Annotated in this window: 20 protein-coding genes; 12 read left to right on the top strand and 8 right to left on the bottom strand. The window is 46.2% G+C overall.

What is annotated here, in order from left to right; genetic code table 11:
• The first annotated feature begins 9 nt into the window (after positions 1-9).
• The 7 genes from A1359_RS22600 (at position 10) to A1359_RS20940 (ending at position 8859) form a co-directional block, all read left to right on the top strand.
• Positions 10-156, top strand: a complete 147-nt coding sequence (locus A1359_RS22600; protein ID WP_157200618.1) for a hypothetical protein — start codon at positions 10-12, stop codon at positions 154-156.
• A gap of 223 nt (positions 157-379) precedes the next feature.
• On the top strand, positions 380-2770 hold the full coding sequence (gene ppsA / locus A1359_RS20970) for a phosphoenolpyruvate synthase (RefSeq protein ID WP_066988046.1): 2391 nt from the start codon (positions 380-382) through the stop codon (positions 2768-2770).
• Between the two features lie 664 nt (positions 2771-3434).
• Positions 3435-4319 carry a hypothetical protein gene (locus A1359_RS23355; RefSeq protein ID WP_066988045.1) on the top strand — a complete coding sequence of 295 codons (885 nt, stop codon included), beginning with the start codon at positions 3435-3437 and terminating at the stop codon, positions 4317-4319.
• Between the two features lie 65 nt (positions 4320-4384).
• A complete protein-coding gene (locus A1359_RS22935) occupies positions 4385-5119 on the top strand; it encodes a VPLPA-CTERM sorting domain-containing protein (RefSeq protein WP_198159423.1) in 735 nt (244 codons plus the stop codon).
• A gap of 411 nt (positions 5120-5530) precedes the next feature.
• Positions 5531-6790 (top strand): lipid IV(A) 3-deoxy-D-manno-octulosonic acid transferase, encoded by a 1260-nt coding sequence (waaA, locus tag A1359_RS20950; protein WP_066988041.1) that lies wholly within the window; start codon positions 5531-5533, stop codon positions 6788-6790.
• A gap of 84 nt (positions 6791-6874) precedes the next feature.
• Entirely contained in the window at positions 6875-8083 is a 1209-nt protein-coding gene (locus A1359_RS20945; RefSeq protein WP_066988040.1) for an argininosuccinate synthase, read from the top strand.
• A gap of 152 nt (positions 8084-8235) precedes the next feature.
• Positions 8236-8859, top strand: coding sequence for a hypothetical protein (locus A1359_RS20940; protein WP_066988038.1), 624 nt, complete (start codon positions 8236-8238; stop codon positions 8857-8859).
• Positions 8860-9003: 144 nt separating this feature from the next.
• On the opposite strand, the gene A1359_RS20935 is transcribed toward A1359_RS20940, so the two are convergent.
• Together A1359_RS20935 and cysG are read right to left on the bottom strand one after the other, a co-directional pair.
• On the bottom strand, positions 9004-9339 hold the full coding sequence (locus A1359_RS20935; protein ID WP_066988036.1) for a c-type cytochrome: 336 nt from the start codon (positions 9337-9339) through the stop codon (positions 9004-9006).
• A gap of 203 nt (positions 9340-9542) precedes the next feature.
• Positions 9543-10937, bottom strand: coding sequence for a siroheme synthase CysG (gene cysG / locus A1359_RS20930; RefSeq protein WP_066988035.1), 1395 nt, complete (start codon positions 10935-10937; stop codon positions 9543-9545).
• A gap of 67 nt (positions 10938-11004) precedes the next feature.
• On the opposite strand from cysG, the gene A1359_RS20925 reads away from it, so the two are divergent.
• On the top strand, positions 11005-11235 hold the full coding sequence (locus A1359_RS20925; protein ID WP_066988033.1) for a sulfurtransferase TusA family protein: 231 nt from the start codon (positions 11005-11007) through the stop codon (positions 11233-11235).
• Between the two features lie 4 nt (positions 11236-11239).
• Here A1359_RS20925 and A1359_RS20920 read toward each other — a convergent pair whose 3' ends face one another.
• The gene (locus A1359_RS20920) at positions 11240-11893 is read right to left on the bottom strand and encodes a histidinol-phosphatase (protein WP_066988064.1); all 654 of its coding nucleotides are present in this window, start codon (positions 11891-11893) and stop codon (positions 11240-11242) included.
• A gap of 151 nt (positions 11894-12044) precedes the next feature.
• Here A1359_RS20920 and A1359_RS20915 point away from each other — a divergent pair, with 151 nt between their 5' ends.
• Entirely contained in the window at positions 12045-12560 is a 516-nt protein-coding gene (locus A1359_RS20915) for an RNA pyrophosphohydrolase (protein ID WP_066988062.1), read from the top strand.
• Between the two features lie 3 nt (positions 12561-12563).
• Here A1359_RS20915 and cpdA read toward each other — a convergent pair whose 3' ends face one another.
• On the bottom strand, positions 12564-13355 hold the full coding sequence (gene cpdA / locus A1359_RS20910; protein WP_066988032.1) for a 3',5'-cyclic-AMP phosphodiesterase: 792 nt from the start codon (positions 13353-13355) through the stop codon (positions 12564-12566).
• Positions 13356-13362: 7 nt separating this feature from the next.
• The gene (gene argA, locus A1359_RS20905; RefSeq protein WP_066988030.1) at positions 13363-14679 is read right to left on the bottom strand and encodes an amino-acid N-acetyltransferase; all 1317 of its coding nucleotides are present in this window, start codon (positions 14677-14679) and stop codon (positions 13363-13365) included.
• A 214-nt stretch (positions 14680-14893) separates the two neighbouring features.
• Here argA and argH point away from each other — a divergent pair, with 214 nt between their 5' ends.
• Together argH and A1359_RS20895 are read left to right on the top strand one after the other, a co-directional pair.
• Positions 14894-16285 carry an argininosuccinate lyase gene (argH, locus tag A1359_RS20900; RefSeq protein WP_066988029.1) on the top strand — a complete coding sequence of 464 codons (1392 nt, stop codon included), beginning with the start codon at positions 14894-14896 and terminating at the stop codon, positions 16283-16285.
• A 95-nt stretch (positions 16286-16380) separates the two neighbouring features.
• A complete protein-coding gene (locus A1359_RS20895; RefSeq protein WP_066988027.1) occupies positions 16381-16746 on the top strand; it encodes a hypothetical protein in 366 nt (121 codons plus the stop codon).
• Here the strand turns inward: A1359_RS20895 and A1359_RS20890 are convergent.
• The 3 genes from A1359_RS20890 to pyrC form a co-directional block, all read right to left on the bottom strand.
• Complete coding sequence (locus A1359_RS20890; protein WP_066988024.1) at positions 16736-17212, bottom strand: DUF4124 domain-containing protein; 477 nt, start codon at positions 17210-17212, stop codon at positions 16736-16738. The genes A1359_RS20895 and A1359_RS20890 overlap by 11 nt on opposite strands.
• A 329-nt stretch (positions 17213-17541) precedes the next feature.
• Entirely contained in the window at positions 17542-18270 is a 729-nt protein-coding gene (locus A1359_RS20885) for a glycosyltransferase family 2 protein (protein ID WP_066988022.1), read from the bottom strand.
• A 396-nt stretch (positions 18271-18666) separates the two neighbouring features.
• On the bottom strand, positions 18667-19716 hold the full coding sequence (pyrC, locus tag A1359_RS20880) for a dihydroorotase (protein ID WP_269747952.1): 1050 nt from the start codon (positions 19714-19716) through the stop codon (positions 18667-18669).
• Between the two features lie 123 nt (positions 19717-19839).
• On the opposite strand from pyrC, the gene A1359_RS20875 reads away from it, so the two are divergent.
• Positions 19840-20112 (top strand): FmdB family zinc ribbon protein, encoded by a 273-nt coding sequence (locus A1359_RS20875; protein ID WP_066988020.1) that lies wholly within the window; start codon positions 19840-19842, stop codon positions 20110-20112.
• Positions 20113-20199 lie beyond the last annotated feature (87 nt).

Raw genomic sequence — 20199 nt, 5'->3', positions numbered from 1 at the left:
CAGTTATCCATGACTTCTGGGTTCCGGCAATCCCGGCATGACGATGTTTTGCATGCGGATTCCAATTCGGGACGTTATTCCAAACCAAATCCTAAGCTGGAAAGTGCGGTTAGGTTTCTTGGCATTCAGGTCGATGATGATGCGCTAGAACTCTAGGAACAGACCAAAGTTTAACCCAGCCTTTTTATTAATTTGAGCGATCACTTTCGGGAGGCTTTTGACGAAATAATTGCTGATAATTAGGAAGCTGCGGATCCTGCAATAAAATGGAATAGCGAGATTTTTCGGGAATATAGGTTGTTTCAAACGCGACGCTTGCAGTTATATGCTAACGGCGTAGACAATAGAAGACACATCAAACCGAGTCAAGGAGAGTCGCATGTCTTCATCCCACTATATCCGCTGGTTTAACGAACTCACCATCAACGATATCCCACTGGTCGGCGGTAAAAATGCCTCGTTGGGGGAAATGTACCGACAGCTGGCCGGGCAGGGCGTAATTGTGCCGAACGGGTTTGCGATTACCGCCGAGGCGTATCGTTACATGCTGGATCAGGCCGGGGCTTGGGATAAGCTGCATGAATTTCTGGATGTCGTCGATGATGCCGATGTCACTGATCTGGCTCGGCGTGCCCAACAAGCCCGCGATCTAGTGTATGCCGCGCCATTACCCGACGATTTGCAGCAGCAAATTCTGGCCGCCTTCGAGCAGTTACAACAGCAATACGGTGACGATCTGACCGTGGCAGTACGCAGTTCCGCTACCGCCGAAGATTTGCCGACCGCCAGCTTTGCCGGTCAGCAGGATACTTATCTGAATATTCATGGTGGCCACGCTTTGCTGGATGCCTGTAAGCGCTGCTTCGCCAGCTTGTTTACCGATAGGGCTATACATTACCGGTTGGATCAGGGCTTCGATCATTTCAAAATCGGTTTGTCGATCGGGGTGATGAAAATGGTGCGCTCGGATTTAGCGGCCAGCGGAGTGATGTTTTCGCTGGATACCGAGTCCGGCTTTAAAGATGCGGTATTCATCACCGGTGCATACGGCTTGGGCGAAAACGTGGTGCAGGGCGCGGTCGATCCGGATGAGTTTTATGTGCATAAACCCACGTTTGCCCAAGGCTATCGCAGCGTATTACGCCGCGTATTGGGGGCGAAAAAAATCAAGATGGTGTATAGCGACGGGCGTACCCGTGAGCCGATTCGCAATATTGCCACCTCTAATGAAGAGCGCAACCGGTTTTGTATCGAAGACGACGATGTGCTGACGCTGGCCGATTATGCCTTGAAAATCGAGCAGCACTACGGTCGGCCGATGGATATGGAATGGGCCAAGGACGGGCTGGACGGTAAGTTGTATATCGTCCAGGCGCGTCCGGAAACCGTGGCTTCGCAGCTTGTTGGCAATGTGTTGGAGCAATATCAGTTAAACCAGGCCGGCGAGGTGATCGTCAAGGGGCATGCCACCGGTAGCAAGATTGCCGCCGGCACTGCGCGGGTGATCGATAACGTGGCCAAGTTGTCGACTTTCAAGCCCGGCGAAGTACTGGTTGCGGATATGACTACCCCGGATTGGGAGCCGGTGATGAAAACCGCTGCCGCCATTGTCACCAATCGCGGCGGTCGTACCTGCCATGCGGCGATTATTGCCCGTGAGCTGGGGGTGCCGGCGGTGATAGGCTGCGACAATGCGACGGCTTTGCTCGAAACAGGTATGGAGGTGACAGTCTCCTGTGCCGAAGGCGATATGGGTAAGGTCTATCGTGGGCGCTTGGATTTTTCCGTGCAGCGCACCGATCTGGCACAGATGCAGCGGCCTAAAACCAAGATCATGCTGAATCTGGGGAATCCGGAGCTGGCTTTCAAGCACAGCTTTTTACCCAACGATGGTGTCGGTTTGGCAAGGATGGAATTTATCATTACTCAATACATCAAGGCGCATCCGATGGCGCTGATTCATCCGGAAAAAGTCACCGATGCCGAAGAGTTGCAGCAATTACAAAATTTGACCGAAGGTTATGCCAGGCCGGAAGATTTTTTTATTCAAAGACTGGCGGAAGGTGTTGCTACTATTGCTGCTGGGTTTTATCCCAAACCAGTGGTGGTGCGGATGTCTGATTTTAAAACCAACGAGTATGCCACTTTGCTAGGTGGACGTTGGTTTGAGCGCGACGAGGCTAACCCGATGATAGGTTTTCGTGGCGCTTCGCGTTATGTGCATCCGGCTTATGCCGAGGGCTTTGCTCTGGAATGTGCGGCGATGAAACGGGTGCGAGAGCAAATGGGGCTGACTAACGTGATTTTGATGATCCCGTTTTGTCGTCGTGTCGAAGAAGCTGTCAATGTTCTGGAATACATGGCGCAATGCGGTTTGAAGCGCGGAGATAATGGTCTGGAAATCTACGTGATGTGCGAGATTCCGAATAACGTTATCCAAATCGATGCCTTTGCCGAATTGTTCGATGGCTTTTCCATTGGCTCCAATGATTTAACCCAGTTAACACTGGGTGTGGATCGTGACTCGGAAATTGTCGCCAATGATTTTGATGAGCGCGATGCCGGCGTCAAAACCATGATTCGGATGGCAGTGGAAGGTGCCCGTCGTAACAACAGGCATTCCGGTTTATGCGGACAGGCCCCGTCGGATTATCCGGAAATGGCCGAGTATTTAGTGGAAATCGGTATCGATTCCATGAGTCTGAATCCCGATACGGTATTGCAAACTACACAACTGGTATTGGATCTGGAGCAGCGTCTGGGACGTTGAACGGAGAAAGCCTATTTCACCGCTGAGATCAGGATGCTTATAGATGGCAGTTGCTGTATTTGCTGCCTTTTTCCATAGCGGTGATTTCGCCTGATAGGAGGAAATGCCTGAGAGGGTAGCTTTTAGGATTTCCAGAAAATTGCGGCATATGCCCTAATAATTACTAGTTTTTGATGAGGAGCTAGGCTGAGGTCTGAAGGGGGGCATGTATAGGGCTCACTGCCATTAAGTTAAGGAAGAACAATCCCTTCTCCCTCCGGGAGAAGGTTAGGATGAGGGGATTAAATAAAGCTTTTTTGCCTTATTATAAATCTCCTCTCCCCAACCCTCTCCAGCAGGAGAGGGAGCTTTTTCTTAACTTAATGGCATTGATGTATAGGGCTAGGTAACAATTCAGCATGGTTGCGTTTGCAGGGTCATAAATTAGTGCAAATAAATTAAACTATGTCATTTAGCATATTGATGTGTGTTGTATGCCGCATTTATTAAAATAAAACCAAATACTTTTAGTCGGAAATGCTAGGAAAATATAGGTAGTGTTGGGTGGTATGTTTTTTGCTTAATTATAGTACAGCTGACAGGCAGGTCTTACAATGCTGATTTCCAGTCCAAGGTCTGGGGGGTTTGTAATTAAACTTAATAATTGAGTGAAAGAGGAAAAATTATGACGAAAACTAAATTAGCATTGGCAATTGCCGCTGCAGCACTTTCTGTAGGTGCTACAAGTGCCTCGGCTTCAACTACTATGTACAACACTTTTACTTCACAAGATAAAACAGCCACTGATGGCTGGACACGCATTGCAGATACCAATAGTGATGGATATGGTACTGGTCCTGAAAGCCAAGGCAATAAAGGCTTGATACTTCAGTGGGCTGGAACAGCGGATAAAAAATTGCCTTTTTCTTATGCTGGTTCTTCGCACTTGAACTGGGCGGTTCAGTTAACAGGAGAAGGTGATGTGGCTGAAATTTCCGGTGCCGACTCTATGGCGAAATACGGATTTGATGCCGAAATCGATACCGGAGGTGGTGCGTGGCGTGACAATAGTGCGTCTCCAACAGGCTGGAAGCACCAAACCGATATCGGTTTGATATCTTCTGATGTCACCCAAATGGTGCATTTGAATTTGACTGCACTGGGGCAGCAGCAGGCTAATACGTTTAGTACTTTCGGGATTACTGTTTTTGAAGGTATGGATACCAACACGGGTAATTACAGTCATCATGGTTCTTGGAATAACGCCACTAAACCTTATACAAATGACAATCCGTTCGGAACCACGGGTTTGATCAATATTGGTTATAGCGACAATGTAGATGCCGCAAACGATTTCGTATTTACAGCGGAAGCCGGAAAAATCTACTCTATCTATCTGGGTGGTGTTGATTTCTCTAGATGGAATACCGGTGTCGACAACTACAAGCTGACCGTGACGACTTCCGCTCAGACTGGGGTTGTCCCCGTCCCTGGCGCGGTATGGTTGTTCGGTAGTGCGGTTGCCGGCATGATAGGCTTCGGTCGTCGCAAATCTAGCATCGCAGCATAAAATCACTAAGGCGAAGCCCAGGCTTCGCCTTTTTTTGGTTCAAACTATTCAAAAGGGACATGGATATGAGTCAATTTATCAAAATTTTAACTGCTGCCGCTTTGATCAGTGGCAGCAGTTTGGCACCTGCACAAGCGGCGAATTCGCTGGAAATTAACGGTAGCCTTTTTCAGTTGGTTGATGGTACGACTTTCGATAGCTGGAAAATTGTCATGCCAACTGCCGGTAGCTTTAAAGTGAATGTGCTTGCTTATGAAAGTACGGATAACACGGTTGCAAATGCTCAGGATATAAATGGTGATGGTGAGTTTACCTATATTGATCCGGATACGCATTTTTGGCTGAATGACGGTAGTGCAAATCCATTGAGCAATGCAGCTAATCATTTAGCTCGTTGTGATGATATTGGCAACAATTGCCCGGCTGTTGATACGGCAAACTTCAAGCTCGACGATCTTGGTGCGGTCTTTGGGGCGAGTGATGGTTCAATTCATGCCCAGCGGGACCCTGCCTATGAGGTAACGCTTGCAGCAGGAAATTATCTATTTGTCATGGCTGATTATCGTTTAACGGAAGCAGAGGCTGCGGGCGGCATTAATACGGGCGACACCATTCGCAATACTGATGTTGGTGGTCATGGTGATTATAGGGTGACCTTTAGCTCAGATAATCTGCGCTTTAGTCTATCTGGCGACACTATTACCGTCTCTCAAGTTCCAGTCCCTGCAGCTGTCTGGTTGTTCGGTAGTGCGATCATCGGCATGATAGGCATTGGTCGACGCAAAGTGGTTGCTGCTTAAAACGTTTTAAAAAGTCGCTGAAAATCCTTAGAGTTTTTTAGCGCAAGGATAAAGTTAGGATACGTCAGGATGACTGCCAAGGATGGCTCACTTTCTTCATATAAAACCGCTTGAATTCTGTAGCGGGTCTTCTTCTGCTGGATCTGGATTATAAGGTGGCTACGGGTAATGTTGGCAGCAATGCTGTAACAATTGCCTAGTCTCATGCCAGGTTTTATGCCTCTCTCTGTTACAATTTCTACTGTTTAATTATTGTTATCTGCGGTTTTTTTTGAATATTTTAAGCTTGGGTTGTTGTGAGCTTAAAAATATCCAGGCAGTGACGCATTATATTGGGATGACTTTAAGTTGTTTATCAGGTGCTTATGTCGTCATATTTATTTATAGCTATTAGAGTTGATTACTGGGGCAATGCGGCAGCTGTATACCTTTATTTTTTATCTGGCCTTACCGTTGGTACTGTTGCGACTTTATTGGCGTGGCGCCAACGGGCGTGGTCATCGGTTGCGCTGGCGAGAACGGCTGGGTTTTTATGAATGTAAGCCGATGCAGGACGTGGTTTGGTTTCATTGTGTGTCGTTCGGAGAAGCGGAGGCCGCTTTTCCGCTGATACGTTTAATGCTGGCCGAACACCCGGATCAGCATTTTTTAGTAACCTCTATTACACCTACAGGTTCTGCGCGGATAAAGTCGGTGTTGGGCGATCAGGTTGAGCATGTGTATTTTCCTTACGATTTGCCAATCATACTCAAGCGGTTTTTTGCTCATTTTCAGCCTAAGCTATTGGTATCCATGGAAAAGGAAATCTGGCCAAATCTGTTTGCCAGTTGTGCCGAGCAAGCCATTCCATTGTTTGTCATCAATGCCCGTTTGTCGGCGCGTTCTGCGGTAGCTTATAAAAAAATCCCCGCACTGGTTAAGCCGGCTTTGCAATGCATTAGGTTAATAGCGACGCAAACCGAAGAAGACAGATTGAATTTTATTGATATTGGCGCTAAGGCGGAGCAGGTGGTTGTGCTTGGCAATACCAAGTTTGATATCACAATTGACGACAGCGTGATGACAGATGGCAACGCATTAAGGCGGCAATCATTTCCTGAGCGATTTGTCTGGGTCTTAGCCAGTACCCATCAAGGTGAAGAAGCGCAGCTTTTGCAAGTATTTGCCCGGTTAAAACAGCAGATTCCAAATCTTTTGTTGTTGATTGCGCCTCGGCATCCTGAGCGATTTTTCGTTGTAGAAAGGCTATGCCAGGAGCAAGGCTGCAAGGTTTTGATGCGCAGTGAGAATCAGTTTGTTAGCCCAGAGACGGATATTTACATTGCCGATAGTATGGGTGAATTGAAGTTGTTATTTGCCGCAGCGGACGTGGCTTTTGTCGGTGGCAGTCTGGTGCCGGTGGGAGGACACAATGTGCTGGAGCCTGCTTTGGTAGGTGTGCCAGTGTTATTTGGACCTGAGATGTTTAATTTCAAGGAAATCGCCGAGCGTATATTGGCGGAAGAGGCGGCTGTGCAATGTTTCAGTCTGGCAGATATTAGCAAGGCAGTGTTGCGTATTCATCAGGACGCCGTTTTTAGAAACAAGCTGGTTGCTAAAGCCAAAGCCTTTGTGTTGCGCAACCAGGGCGCTACCAGACGTATAGCCGATATGCTGGAAAAACAAATTTGAAGTATGGGTTGTTGCGGAAAGGAAGTTGTTTTCCGGTATAATCCGCTGGTTTTTTATTCTTAAATTTAGGGTGTGAATCGCATTATGTCCGAAGTCAAAAAAGTCGTATTGGCCTATTCAGGCGGTCTGGATACCTCGGTAATTCTTAAATGGTTGCAGGATGTCTATCAATGCGAGGTGGTGACATTTACAGCTGATGTCGGTCAGGGTGAAGAGTTAGAGCCTGCTCGCGCTAAAGCGACCGCAGCAGGCATCAAAGAAATTTATATCGATGATTTGCGGGAAGAATTTGCTCGCGACTTTATCTTTCCAATGTTTCGCGCCAATACCGTTTATGAGGGTGAGTATTTGTTGGGCACCTCGATTGCCCGGCCTCTGATCGCCAAACGGCTGATCGAAATTGCCAACGAAACGGGTGCGGATACGATTTCTCATGGCGCTACCGGCAAAGGAAATGATCAGGTGCGTTTTGAGTTGGGCGCTTATGCGCTACGTCCTGATATCAAGGTGATTGCACCTTGGCGCGAGTGGGATTTGGATTCGCGGCAAAAATTACTGGCTTATGCTGAAGAGCACGGCATTCCAGTCGAAATGAAAAAGGGCAAAACTTCGCCGTATTCTATGGATGCCAATTCGCTGCATATTTCCTACGAGGGTCGTGTACTGGAAGATCCTTGGGCAGAGCCGGAAGAAGATATGTGGCGCTGGACAGTGTCACCGGAAAATGCGCCAGATCAAGCGACTTATATTGAACTGAGCTATCAGTCTGGCGATATTATTGCCATTGATGGTGTACCGCATACGCCACACGAAGTGATGGCTAAATTGAATGCAGTTGCCGGCGCCAATGGCGTTGGTCGTCTGGATATCGTGGAGAATCGCTATGTAGGGATGAAATCCCGTGGTTGCTACGAAACGCCAGCCGGTACCGTGATGCTGAAAGCCCATAGGGCTATTGAGTCATTGACTCTGGATCGCGAAGTGGCGCATTTGAAGGATGAGCTGATGCCGCGTTATGCTTCGTTGATTTACAACGGCTATTGGTGGAGCCCGGAGCGGGAAATGTTGCAAACTATGATCAATGCTTCGCAAGTGAATGTAAACGGTAAAGTGCGGCTGAAACTGTATAAAGGTAATGTCATCGTGGTAGGGCGTGCTTCTGACAATAGTTTGTTTGATGAAAATATTGCCACATTCGAGGCAGATGGCGGTGCTTATAACCAAAAAGACGCAGAAGGCTTTATCAAGTTGAATGCTTTGAGAATGCGTATTGCCGCTAAAAAAGGTCGCTAAATTTTTTCTGCTAGCTTAAAGCAGGACATTTTTAGTGAAGCTTGTATAATGGATCATTATGCTTGAGTTCCGGTTTGTGCGAGGCAAGATAGTCTTGTTACAGTTGCTGGAATTGATTTGAAGCTTCCTGATTAGCCATATTAAAAACAATAATGAGCGATATGCCTGAGATTAATCTGGATGATGCCAACATTGAGTCACGCGCGCTAGCCATACTGCATGCTGTCCAAAAGCATCATGCTTTGGTAAAAGCTAACCGATTTTTGGCGATGCTGGTGTTTGTGTTGATGGCGGTGGTTTTTGTCATGGGTTTGATTTTAATGCCCGAACAAAACAGGTTGAACGACCTGAAAACCAATCAATCCACCGCAGCTGCTAATGCCTTGCAGAATCCGGTTATCTCGGCTGAAATCGATGCTTTGAAAGGGCAAATGTTTGGTTTGGTGAGTGGTTCTATTGAAAGTAAATTGCGTTCTCTCGAAGAAAACATCAAGCGTGGCAGCATGGCTGAATCCTTGAATACCATTCAGGATTTAAAAAGTGATGTAAAAGTGTTAAGCGCCTACAACACTGGGCCTCAGCTTAAATTGCAGGACGATGCGGCTAATCAACAATTAATTAAAGAGTTAACCGATTTAAAGGATCTGGTTTATCTGACTTTTATTTCTTGTGGATTGATGATTGCTGCTGTAGCTGGTATTTGGTTACGGCATCGTTATCGGTTGACGCATCAGAATAACAACACTATTTATCTTGGCCGTAGCCGGAATAATTAAGCTAAGTGCTGAAAGTTAATTGGTTGGATTGGAATCGCATCATGCTGTATGCGATAAAATTATCATTCCTATAGAATTTGTCGACATGCATAAAAAAGCCGCCTCACATTTGTGGGCGGCTTTTTTGTTTCTTAGGACTGTTTTTTATTTGCTCAGATAGGTATAAACAGCATCGATCGCTTGGTCTTCGGTCATGTTTGCTTTTTTCACAGGACCGACAGCCATGATAGCTTCAACCGCTTTAGGCATACCGTTTTTGCCTTCTTTCAGAACTTTAGAGAATTGATCTTTAGGCAGTTTGCCGGCTTTGATCAGTTCTTTCAATTGTGGGTTAGAAGCGATGTCGTGGCAAGCGCCGCATCCACGTCCGAAAGCGCGATCATAAATTTTTGCGCCAACTTCTTCTGCTTCGTTAGCTGCTACTTGACCGCTGATTGCAATCAGCGCCGCGCCTACTAATAAACCAAATGATTTTTTCATTATTGTATTCTCTCGTTGTGATTAAAAATAAGGACCATGAATAACCGAAGAAATCCATAGACCAAGGGGAAGTAACTCAGCAAAGGATAGGGAATTTTAGAGAAAATTCAATCAATTTTCAATAAAATAATAAGTCTTCACTGGCTTGCAGCTTCATTGTTTCGTTTTAAACTTAAAGTTTCCTGAATGCTCAGTATTTTAATTTAGGGTTCTTTTAGGGTTTTAAACCAATTCAGTTTTTCATGTAGTAACACGACTGTGCCGACTATGATTAAAGTCGGTGGCTTAATATCGGCGTGTTCTACCTGCTTGGGTAGGTCTGATAGTGTGCCGGTTAGTACACGTTGATCTGGGGTTGTGCCTTGTTGAATCAGGGCTATTGGATGATCTGTTGGGCAGCCGTGGTCTATTAAGGCCTGGCAGATGGTTTGTAATCCAACCAGCCCCATATAAATCACAATAGTTTGATTGGGTGCGGCGAGTTGTTTCCAATTTAAGTTGATAGTGCCGTCTTTTAAATGGCCTGTGACAAAAGTACAGGATTGTGAATGATCGCGGTGAGTTAATGGAATGCCTGCATAGCTGGCACAGCCTGCGGCTGCGGTAATACCAGGCACTACTTGGAATTCGATGCCTTGCTGCATCAAGGTTTCAATCTCTTCGCCGCCGCGACCAAAAATAAACGGGTCACCACCTTTTAAGCGGGCCACTCTTTTTCCCGATAAGGCCAGGTTTGCCAGCAATGAGTTGATCGATTCTTGTGGCAGGCTGTGATTGCTGCGCTGCTTGCCGACATAAATTTTTTCAGCATCACGACGTACCATTTCCATAACTCCGTCCGATACAAGCCTGTCATACACCACAACGTCGGCTTGCTGTAGCAGGCGTAAGGCGCGAAAGGTTAATAGGTCGGGATCGCCAGGACCGGCACCGATTAAATAGACTTCACCTTTTTTTTCGGACTTTTCAGCCTGTTGCAGCTGATTTTTGAATGCTGATTCGGCTTCTTGTATTCTGCCGCTAAAAACTAGTTCGGCAATATGTCCATTTAAAATCTGTTCCCAGAAAATTCGTCGCTGTGATGGTTGTTTGATATGTTGCTTAACTGTAAGCCTGAATTCCTCTGCAAATTGTGCCAAACGACCATAGGCGGCGGGAATCATGCTTTCAATTTTTGCACGTAGTATCCTGGCTAATACCGGTGATGCACCGCCGGATGAAATAGCGGCTATCAATGGTGAGCGATCGACTATAGCTGGAAAAATAAAGCTACATAGATCCGGGTTGTCGACCACATTGACTGGGATATGCTGTTTTTCAGCAGCGGCCGCGACTTGTTCGTTTGTGGCTCTGTGATTAGTTGCTGAAACCACCAGTCGCATGTTTAATACGTCATCATCGTTAAAACGCTTATTCAGGATGTTCAGATTTAGCAAGCCTTGCATGGCCAAAACCTTTTCGCTTATTTCTTCCGCGACCACGCTGATTTGAGCGCCAGTTCGGCCTAATAATTCAATTTTGCGAGCGGCTATCTCACCGGCACCTACCACCAGGCAGGGCTGGTTTTTGAGTTTGAGAAAGAGGGGAAAGTAATCCATGATTGTTTGATTTAAAGGGCTGAGGTTGGTGGTATGATAAAACTAATGTAATTTTGAGTGACTTAAAATGATCAATTTTGATTTTGAAGTGGATGCAACCGGCTTACAGTGTCCTTTGCCGCTTTTGCGACTGAAAAAAGCCATAATGGAAATAGACAGTGGCAATGTGGTTAAAGTCATTGCCACCGATCCTGCAGCTCATTTGGATTTTGGGGTTTATGTCGATCAGGCTGGTCATGCGCTATTACACAATCATAAAGAGCCTGAGCGACAAGTTTTTTATATCCGGAAAAAATAAACTTTCAGCGTAGGCTAATTATGGGCCAGTCAGATTTTTGCGCTGTCGCCCTTAACGTATCATCCGGATCAACGGCTATCGGGTTATCGACTAGCTTTAGCAGTGGTAAGTCATTGTGGGAGTCACTGTAAAAATAGCTGCCCGCCAAAGTATGCATTGAGTCTGCTAGCCAATCCTGCAGTTGTTTGACCTTGCCATCCTGGAAACACGGCGTGTCTATGAATTTGCCGGTGTATTGACCGTCTTTCAATTCCGGCGTGGTGGCCAGCAAGTGCTCGATACCATAGAGTTTTACGATAGGCTCGGTGACAAAACGGTTGGTGGCGGTAATCACCATTAAGGTGTCGCCAGCCGCGCGATGTTTTTCAACTAATTCATGCGCTGCGTTCAGTGTAATCGGCTTGATCATGGTTTCTACAAACTCTTCACGCCATTGATAGAGTTGGCTTGCATCGTGGGCCGCTAACGGGGCTAAAGAAAAATTCAAGAACTCGACAATATCCAGCTTGCCTTGTTTGTATTCCTCGTAAAATTTATTATTAGCCTGCTCGTAAAGGTCTTTTTCCACAATACCGCGGTCGACCAAAAACTGCCCCCATAAGAAATCGCTGTCGTCTGCTATCAGCGTATTATCCAGATCAAAAATTGCTAAACTCACGAAAAACCTATCTAAAGTAAATAAAACCAAGCGGCTTATGGCTTCCGCCGCTTATTTGTGGAACAATTGCGCCATTCATTTTAATGGTCCACCCGTGTACGATTTTAACATTCAGTCGATACTACTGGCGGCAAATATTACAGGTTTTCACATGATAGACTCGAAAGGATACCGACCCAATGTCGGCATTATCCTTTGCAATGACGAGGGTCGTGTGTTTTGGGCAAAGCGCAAGGGCGCTAATTCGTGGCAGTTTCCGCAAGGCGGCATTGATTGCAACGAAGATCCTGAAACCGCGATGTATCGGGAGTTGTGGGAAGAAACAGGTTTGCGTAACGAGCATGTGCAATTGCTTGGGCGAACCCGTTATTGGTTGCGCTATAAATTGCCTGAGCGTTACATTCGCAAAAATTCGCTGCCGTTATGCATAGGCCAAAAACAGATCTGGTTCATACTGCGATTGCTGAGCGATGAATCCGTAGTGCGATTCGATTGCGGCCAAAAACAGGAATTCGATAACTTCAGATGGGTAGAGTACTGGTATCCGTTGGAGGATGTGGTGTACTTCAAGCGGCGAGTTTACCGTAAGGCTATGGATGAGCTTGGCGCATTGCTGGTTGCAGATGATGTTGAAGTCGATGCAGCAAGTTATCTGGCGGGATTATAGTTCTCAATATTCTTGCGCATTTTGGTTTAAGTTGTCTAGTTTGATAGGCAAACGGTGGCATTGGGTTGTCAATCTGCCGTCATCAAACAAATTAAATAACCGATAACCGGGTGCAGCATTATCTATACTAAATTCTAATGAGTTAGGCTTAAATTGAAAGCAGCTGGCGGGTGTGGCAAACAGTGCTATGTGTTTGTGATATCGGGAAAACTCTTGATGCACATGGCCACAAGTGACTACTTTGACTTGTGGAAATGATTCAATTAGCGACAAAAACTCTGCGCTGTTTTCGATTTGCATGGTATCCAGCCATTTTGAACCCGTGGTCAGGCAATGATGATGTAGAGCAATTAAAGCCGGTAGATCAGGCTGGGAATTTAACGCTTGCTCTAAAAACAGTAATTCCGCTTGAGAAATTTCACCTCCCGGCTTGCCTGGTTTTTGGCTGTTGACTGTAATGATCTGCCAGTTGCCCAATAGTATCTGCTTGTCACAGCTTATTAGGCTTTTGTTCAGATATTGATTCATCAGATTAAAGTCGTCATGATTTCCCGGCAAGCACAGGCAGCGGGTGTCATAGCGAACTAAATACTGGTAAATTCGCTGATAACTGTCAGCGCAAGGGTCCTGAGCCAAATCACCTGTCAGTAAAATTAAATCAAAATGTCCGTGCTGATTGAAAGCATAATCAAGTGTCTGCTGAAAATAGACTTCGGTATCAATGCCCAGCATGGTTTCACCGTGATGAGGCTTTATGTGCAAGTCAGTGATTTGTAATATTTTTATGGTGGACATGATGGGCTTAATGGATGTCTTTGTAAAAAATCTTAGAATTACGTTGATAGTTATAAGCGCTTTGAATGGGCTCAGGTAAATCTTGTATTTCGCAAGCGTTAAAGCCTCGCTCGACAAACCAATGCATCGTTTGGGTGGAACGTACATACAAACGTTTAATCGCTTGATTTTGTGCGTTACTAGTTAAATATTCCAATAAGCGGTTACCACGGGCGCCATTTCGATAGTCAGGATGAACAGCCAGACAGGCGATTTCTGCGTATTGATAACCTTGCATAACATGAAATGCGGTGCAACCTATGATCAAACCATCGCGTTCGATGACAACATAATCGTTGATTTCCATTTCCAGTTTTTCTCGCGAACGTTTTACCAATATCCCTTGTTGCTCCAGCGGTTTGATCAATTCCATGATGCCGCCAATATCGTCCAATGTGGCGGTACGAATCGTTTCAAATTCGCTAGAACTGATTAGAGTGCCGATGCCGTCGCGGGTGAATAACTCAAGCAACAAGGCACCGTCCAAATGTCGATTGATTAAATGCGCCCGCCTAACCCCTTGTTGGCAGCTTTGTATGGCAGCGTATAAAGATCGGGCGACAGCATCCGGTAGCGCTGGCGAAGTCTGCAACAACGCAGCCGCCTGATCGGATGTGAGTTGTGGGATAGGGCTGTTATCAATAGGGGATGAGCAGGTTTGTTCGGTTAATAAAATCAGCTTTTCGGCTTGCAAAGCAATGGCCACCTCGGTCGCTACCTCCTCGGCTGATAAATTAAATATCTCGCCGCTGGGTGAATATCCGATCGGGGAAATTAAGACTACATTGTTTTGCTCTAATTGCCGATTAATCGCCTCGGTATCGATGCGGCGTACTTTACCGGTATGACAATAATCAATGCCATCCAGGACGCCAAGCGGTTTTGCGGTGACAAAATTGCCTGAGGCTACCCGGATTTTTGCCCCAGCCATGGGGGAACCGGATACGCCCATCGACAACAAAGCTTCAATTTCTACCCGTACTAAACCTGCAGCTTGTTTCACGTATTGTAGAGTAGCGGAATCCGTTATGCGCAAGTGATGATGAAATTTGGGGGTGTCGCCTTGTTGTAGCAATTGCTCATCAACCTGAGGCCTGATGCCGTGTACTAGCACTAATCGGACACCCAAGCTTTTAAGTAAGGCAAAATCATGGATTAGCTTATCGAATTCAGGTTCGGTAACGGCAACGCCGCTAAAAAAAATTACAAAGGTACGATTACGATGCGCATGTATGTAAGGCGAAGAATTTCTAAACCAATTCACAAAGGCTGAAGATTGCTGCATATCGGTTTTGGGTTAAGAGGTCTTGGGGTTATGAGAAATCATAGTTTTAGCATGTTAGTCAGCTGAGCCCTGAAAGTCCAGTTATTCACGGCATAATGCAATCACAGAGAAAGTCGCAGCATTTGCATGGCCGGGGATAATTATCCGGGAATAACGGCTGTATCATGCTTAAGCAAAGGTATAATTCAACTTTATTTTTATCTTTTGATTTGCCATGGCTACTATAAATACCGAAAAACTCTCCAGTGCCCGTTTTGCAGAAGCGACCAATGCTTTTGTAGAGGTCTTCACTGCATCAGTGAACTTTGACCAGCGGATGGCGCAACAAGATATTCAAGGTTCATTGGCACATGCAGCAATGCTGGGCAAAATCGGCATTTTGACTGAGCAGGAATTGACGGATATTCAGCATGGTTTGGCGCAGATTAGTGGCGAAATTGAGCGGGGCGAGTTCGTTTGGTCTGTCAAGCAGGAAGATGTACATATGAATATCGAGGCCCGCCTGACTGATTTAATCGGCATTGCCGGCAAAAAGCTACACACTGGTCGTTCGCGAAATGACCAGGTGGCGACTGATATTCGCTTATATTTGCGCAGTGAAATCGATGTCATTTTGGTGCAACTCAAACGTTTGCAAATCGCTTTGCTGGATGTGGCCGAACGTGAAGCCGATACCATTATGCCTGGCTTTACCCATTTGCAAGTAGCACAGCCAGTGACCTTTGGCCACCATTTAATGGCCTGGTTTGAAATGCTGTGTCGGGATCAGGAGCGGCTACAGGATTGTGTGAAACGGATTAACGTCATGCCATTGGGGGCAGCAGCACTAGCAGGCACCAGTTACCCGATTGATAGGCATATGACAGCTGAATTACTAGGCTTTTCGCGGCCATCCAATAATTCACTGGATTCGGTTAGTGATCGGGATTTTGCTATCGAATTTGCTGCCGTTGGCAGTTTGATCATGATGCATTTGTCACGCTTTTCTGAGGAGTTGGTGTTGTGGGCCAGTGCGCAGTTTGATTTTATCGATATTCCAGATGCTTTTTGCACTGGCTCATCGATTATGCCGCAGAAAAAAAACCCTGATGTACCTGAATTAGTGCGTGGCAAATCCGGTCGCGTTACAGGGCATTTGATGTCATTGTTGATGCTGATGAAAAGTCAGCCATTGGCCTACAACAAGGATAACCAGGAAGATAAGGAGCCTTTATTCGATACAGTTGATACCTTAATCAACTGCCTGCGTGCATTTGCAGACATGATGCCGCACATCAAAGCTAAGCACGAGAATATGTATGCTTCGGCCAAACGCGGTTTTGCGACGGCGACCGATTTGGCTGACTACCTAGTGCGTAAGGGTATGGCATTTCGAGACGCGCATGAAGTGGTTGGGCAAGCGGTACGGCTGGGTCTGAATAGCGGGCGTGATTTGTCGGAATTGACCCTGGAGGAAATGCAAGGCTTTTCGCTTAGCATTTCTGCTGATGTATTTGATGTTTTAAAGTTGGAAGGCTCAGTTGCGGCGCGCAATCATATTGGCGGCACTGCGCCGGAACAGGTCAGAAAAGCGATTGCAGTCGCCCGAGTGCTGGTCGGTAGTTGATAGTCGAATGCGTTTTTAGGGGCATTAAGTGGGCTTTAAGTTCTGACTCGCAAAATTCAGCTCAACAAATCGAATAAGCCCATAAGGAGGCTGTTATGTTGAGAAGAATAATTTTGATCCTGGCGGGTGTGATGTTTACTTCGTTGGCGACGGCAGGCGGGCACGGCCATAACGGACATCACCATGGTCATAGACATTATCATGGTCCTGTGGTCAGGCATTATGCGCCGGCTCCACGGGTTTATTATCGGGAGCCGGTTCGTTACTACGCGCCGCCCGTTGTGCGTTATGTTCCGGTTTACCAACCACCTGTTTATCAATATGACAGGCGATCCAATAGCGGGATGTTGGGTGGTGTAATGGGTAGTGCTATGGGTTATCAGTTTGGCGGGGGTGATCCGCTGGCTGCTGGCATGGGCGCTGCAGCCGGTGCTTGGGTGGGGAATGGAATTAATCGATAGCAGAGCGCGGACGACGAGGTTCTGGGAATGGGGTTGGGGGTTTAGATGCAGGCCAGGGAGGCCTAACTGATGGCACAATATAGAGTGGACGATTGTTGTAATTATTTTGCTGCTCTAAAGCTTCAGCCTGTCTTTTCTGGGCATCAGCCTGCTCTTGTTGGGCTATAGCGTTACGTCTGGCAATTTCCAGAGTCGCTGCTTCCATGCGTTGTTTTTCAAGTTCTTTGTTTCTTTCATCCTGAGCTACTTTACGCGATTCGTATTCGCTCTGAACGGCTTCCAAGTTGCTTTCGGCTGCTGCCTCTTTGGCGGGGTCAGCTTTAATATCGAGCTGTTGTTCTTTAGCGCCTGACTTGCAGGGGGTGGATTGGTAAACGGCCCTGCCAAATTTTTCGATGCATTTAAACACTTCTGCATTTGCAGTGGCTGATATCAACATTAAAGATAACAAACTTATTAGGCGCATTATGATGCTCCTCAGTTGGACGTGGTGCCGGTAAGTTTAGAAATGTCTGGCTGAAATCGCAACAACCCGCAGGATTTGATTGGCTGAAATGCACTTCAATCGACGATTTTGTTGCGTTAACGAAGTGTTGCTATCAGCTATCGAATGAGTTGTCTCGGCTGTTGATTTGCCTATAACCTGGGGTTTTCAGGTGGGCAACTTGAGCGTGCTGAAATACCAGAATTTCACTGGAATCATGTTGTTTTTGTCGCTAACTGGTCAGCCGTTGCACCAGAAAGCGGCCAGAAAACAAGGCATGCTCCAGAAAGCCCGCCATAAGCTAGGCTGTATTAGTGCCCCGAGTTAACCTCGCTGACTATGGCCAAGCTGTAACGTTTTTTAAGCCAAATCACCCCTAAGATATCAACAATGCCTGCCTGCAATCTGTCCAATGTGCCGTATTTAGATTGGCCATGACTTCTGGCACGGTGACTGACTTTAACTGAAATCACTTCGCCGCCAGCCATTTGTATCAATGCTGGGAGGAAGCGATGAATATGATCGAAATACGGTAAGGCCAAAAACTTGTCCCGGCGGAATAGCTTTAATCCGCAGCCGGTGTCGGGCGTGTTATCGTGCAAAATGGCTTGTCTGATGGAGTTGGCAAATTTTGAGGAAAATCGTCGCCAGCCGGTGTCATTTCGTTGGTGTCTAAATCCGGCCAGCATCCACAAATTCTCGGAATTTTGAGTGTTTAAAGCCGTCATCAGCTGTGGAATATCTGATGGATCGTTCTGGCCGTCGCCATCCAGCGTGGCGATCCAGTCAAATTTTGCTGCTATGACCCCGCTATGAATAGCTCGGCTTTGTCCGCAGCTTTTTAGGTGTTGCAGTACCCGTAAACCAGGATAGGTTTGCATGGCCTGTTTTAATTTAAGCAAGGTATCATCCGTGCTGCCATCATCGACAAAAATCATCTCGTAATCATCCTGCGCGTGAAGCGACTGATGAATTTCTGAGATAAGAGTTTCAACATTATCAGTTTCGTTATGAACCGGAACCACTACCGAAATTTTCATGAATCTATAAATTTTAAAGTTGTTAAGTTTTTCAAAAAAGAGGTTTTAACCCAAAATATAAGTTGTTTTTGCTGCTGACTATGAGTTTTGGGGTTGCAAGGCTTGTGTGGTTGTTTTAAGGCTAAGCCAAGATTCTCGATGAGGCTGAGCGAAATAGTTCATGGTTGACGTGGCGTATAAGTTTCATGGCGGTGTAGCTTTAGATTTATACGGCTATTTAAGTACAAAGCAAATTTTACGCCATAAGTTTGTCAATATGTTTGGTTTGCTGAAAATGAGGTTTAAATGTTGATTAACCTGGTTTTATCGATCTTGGTTTTGTTTAGCTTGGGGTGGAAGGCAAAGTTTGTTTCTGGTTGATATGCTCATGTCTTGGTTGTAATCCACCGGATAGGGTTAAGTGGCCAATACTTTCCAATGCAATTTTTCACCAGCTCTTAATGGGGTGATCAGGTTATCGTTATCACCGTAATCCATAGGTACAGTCCAGCTTTGTTTTTCCAGGCTGATGGTGCGGGTGTTTCTAGGTAATTGGTAAAAGTCCGCCCCATAAAAGCTAGCAAAACCTTCTAGCTTATCCAAGGCGTCGGCTTGTTCAAACGCTTCAGCATACAATTCAAGCGCAGCATGTGCGCTGTAGCAACCAGCGCAGCCGCAGGCATTTTCTTTTAATGATGTCAGGTGGGGCGCGCTATCGGTGCCAAGGAAAAACTTGGGGTTGCCGCTGGTGGCGGCGTTTAACAACGCTAGGCGATGATGTTCGCGTTTTAAAATCGGTAGGCAATAAAAATGTGGACGAATGCCACCTGCTAAAATCGCGTTACGGTTGTAGAGTAAATGTTGTGGGGTGATGGTGGCGCCGATATTTTCGCTGCTTGATTCGACAAATTGTACAGCTTCCTCAGTCGTCAAATGTTCTACAACAATGCGCAAAGCCGGGAATTGCTGGGTAATCTGGCTGAGCTGATTATCAATAAAGATTTTTTCGCGGTCGAAAATATCATATTCAGCATTCGTCGCTTCGCCGTGAATCAGCAAAGGTATGTTATGTTTTTCCATGGCGGCGAAAATAGGGTAGGCGGCTGCTATGTTGGCAACCCCGGCGTCTGAATTGGTGGTTGCGCCAGCGGGGTACAATTTAAATGCGTAAATATGCTCTGATTCTGCGGCTTTTTTAACCTCCTCAACACTGGTATTGCCGGTTAAATACAGTGTCATCAAGGGTTGGAATATTGATTCCTGTGGCAAAGCAGCAATGATTTCAGCACGGTACGCCATTGCATGTTCAACAGTTGTAACAGGCGGTTTAAGGTTGGGCATGATAATGGCGCGGCCGAATTGTCGTGCAGTATGCGCAAGCACGGTTTTGAGTATCGAGCCAGTGCGGACATGCAAATGCCAGTCGTCGGGTTGGGCAATTGTCAATCTGTCTGTCATTTTGTCCATTTTTGCGCCATCTTCATTCAACTTCGATTAAAATAGGCGCAATTCTAACATCAAGGGCCTTGAAAAATTCAAGCATCAGCCCTATTCACTACCTGTTTTAGATCTTTTATTTGGAGACGCTTTATGCCGATTTACGAATATCAATGCAATGCCTGCGGTCATCAGCATGAGGCTTTGCAAAAGCTGGGTGCCGAGCCGTTACTGGTTTGTCCTGCCTGTAATGAAGCCGAATTGAAAAAGAAAATTTCCGCAGCCGGTTTTCGTTTAAAGGGCGCTGGCTGGTATGAAACCGACTTTAAAAGCGGTAATAAAAAGAATGTCGCTGGCGAAAGCTCCAGTCCTAGTAGTAGCTCTGCTGGTGGTTGCAGCGGTAGCTGTACAAATCATAGTCACTAAGCACAATAGGCGAGAGGCTGAAACTGATAAACAGCAGCCTTTTGTCTGTCATCTCTATCCTTCCTTTTGATTAACCTGAGAACAACT

Source organism: Methylomonas lenta, from assembly GCF_001644015.1.
Classification (GTDB): domain Bacteria; phylum Pseudomonadota; class Gammaproteobacteria; order Methylococcales; family Methylomonadaceae; genus Methylomonas; species Methylomonas lenta.
This window is presented reverse-complemented; position numbering and strand designations above follow the sequence as displayed.

Excerpts from the sequence above, each read along its gene's own strand:
- A1359_RS20935 (WP_066988036.1), bottom strand. The coding sequence starts at position 9,339 with ATGAAAAAATCATTTGGTTTATTAGTAGGCGCGGCGCTGATTGCAATC.
- A1359_RS20890 (WP_066988024.1), bottom strand. The coding sequence starts at position 17,212 with ATGCGCCTAATAAGTTTGTTATCTTTAATGTTGATATCAGCCACTGCA.
- argA (WP_066988030.1), bottom strand. The coding sequence starts at position 14,679 with ATGCAGCAATCTTCAGCCTTTGTGAATTGGTTTAGAAATTCTTCGCCT.
- A1359_RS20940 (WP_066988038.1), top strand. The coding sequence starts at position 8,236 with ATGAGCGATATGCCTGAGATTAATCTGGATGATGCCAACATTGAGTCA.
- A1359_RS20895 (WP_066988027.1), top strand. The coding sequence starts at position 16,381 with ATGTTGAGAAGAATAATTTTGATCCTGGCGGGTGTGATGTTTACTTCG.
- ppsA (WP_066988046.1), top strand. The coding sequence starts at position 380 with ATGTCTTCATCCCACTATATCCGCTGGTTTAACGAACTCACCATCAAC.
- cysG (WP_066988035.1), bottom strand. The coding sequence starts at position 10,937 with ATGGATTACTTTCCCCTCTTTCTCAAACTCAAAAACCAGCCCTGCCTG.
- argH (WP_066988029.1), top strand. The coding sequence starts at position 14,894 with ATGGCTACTATAAATACCGAAAAACTCTCCAGTGCCCGTTTTGCAGAA.
- pyrC (WP_269747952.1), bottom strand. The coding sequence starts at position 19,716 with ATGGACAAAATGACAGACAGATTGACAATTGCCCAACCCGACGACTGG.
- A1359_RS20925 (WP_066988033.1), top strand. The coding sequence starts at position 11,005 with ATGATCAATTTTGATTTTGAAGTGGATGCAACCGGCTTACAGTGTCCT.
- A1359_RS22935 (WP_198159423.1), top strand. The coding sequence starts at position 4,385 with ATGAGTCAATTTATCAAAATTTTAACTGCTGCCGCTTTGATCAGTGGC.
- A1359_RS20915 (WP_066988062.1), top strand. The coding sequence starts at position 12,045 with ATGATAGACTCGAAAGGATACCGACCCAATGTCGGCATTATCCTTTGC.
- A1359_RS23355 (WP_066988045.1), top strand. The coding sequence starts at position 3,435 with ATGACGAAAACTAAATTAGCATTGGCAATTGCCGCTGCAGCACTTTCT.
- A1359_RS20875 (WP_066988020.1), top strand. The coding sequence starts at position 19,840 with ATGCCGATTTACGAATATCAATGCAATGCCTGCGGTCATCAGCATGAG.
- A1359_RS22600 (WP_157200618.1), top strand. The coding sequence starts at position 10 with ATGACTTCTGGGTTCCGGCAATCCCGGCATGACGATGTTTTGCATGCG.
- A1359_RS20885 (WP_066988022.1), bottom strand. The coding sequence starts at position 18,270 with ATGAAAATTTCGGTAGTGGTTCCGGTTCATAACGAAACTGATAATGTT.
- A1359_RS20945 (WP_066988040.1), top strand. The coding sequence starts at position 6,875 with ATGTCCGAAGTCAAAAAAGTCGTATTGGCCTATTCAGGCGGTCTGGAT.
- cpdA (WP_066988032.1), bottom strand. The coding sequence starts at position 13,355 with ATGTCCACCATAAAAATATTACAAATCACTGACTTGCACATAAAGCCT.
- waaA (WP_066988041.1), top strand. The coding sequence starts at position 5,531 with ATGCGGCAGCTGTATACCTTTATTTTTTATCTGGCCTTACCGTTGGTA.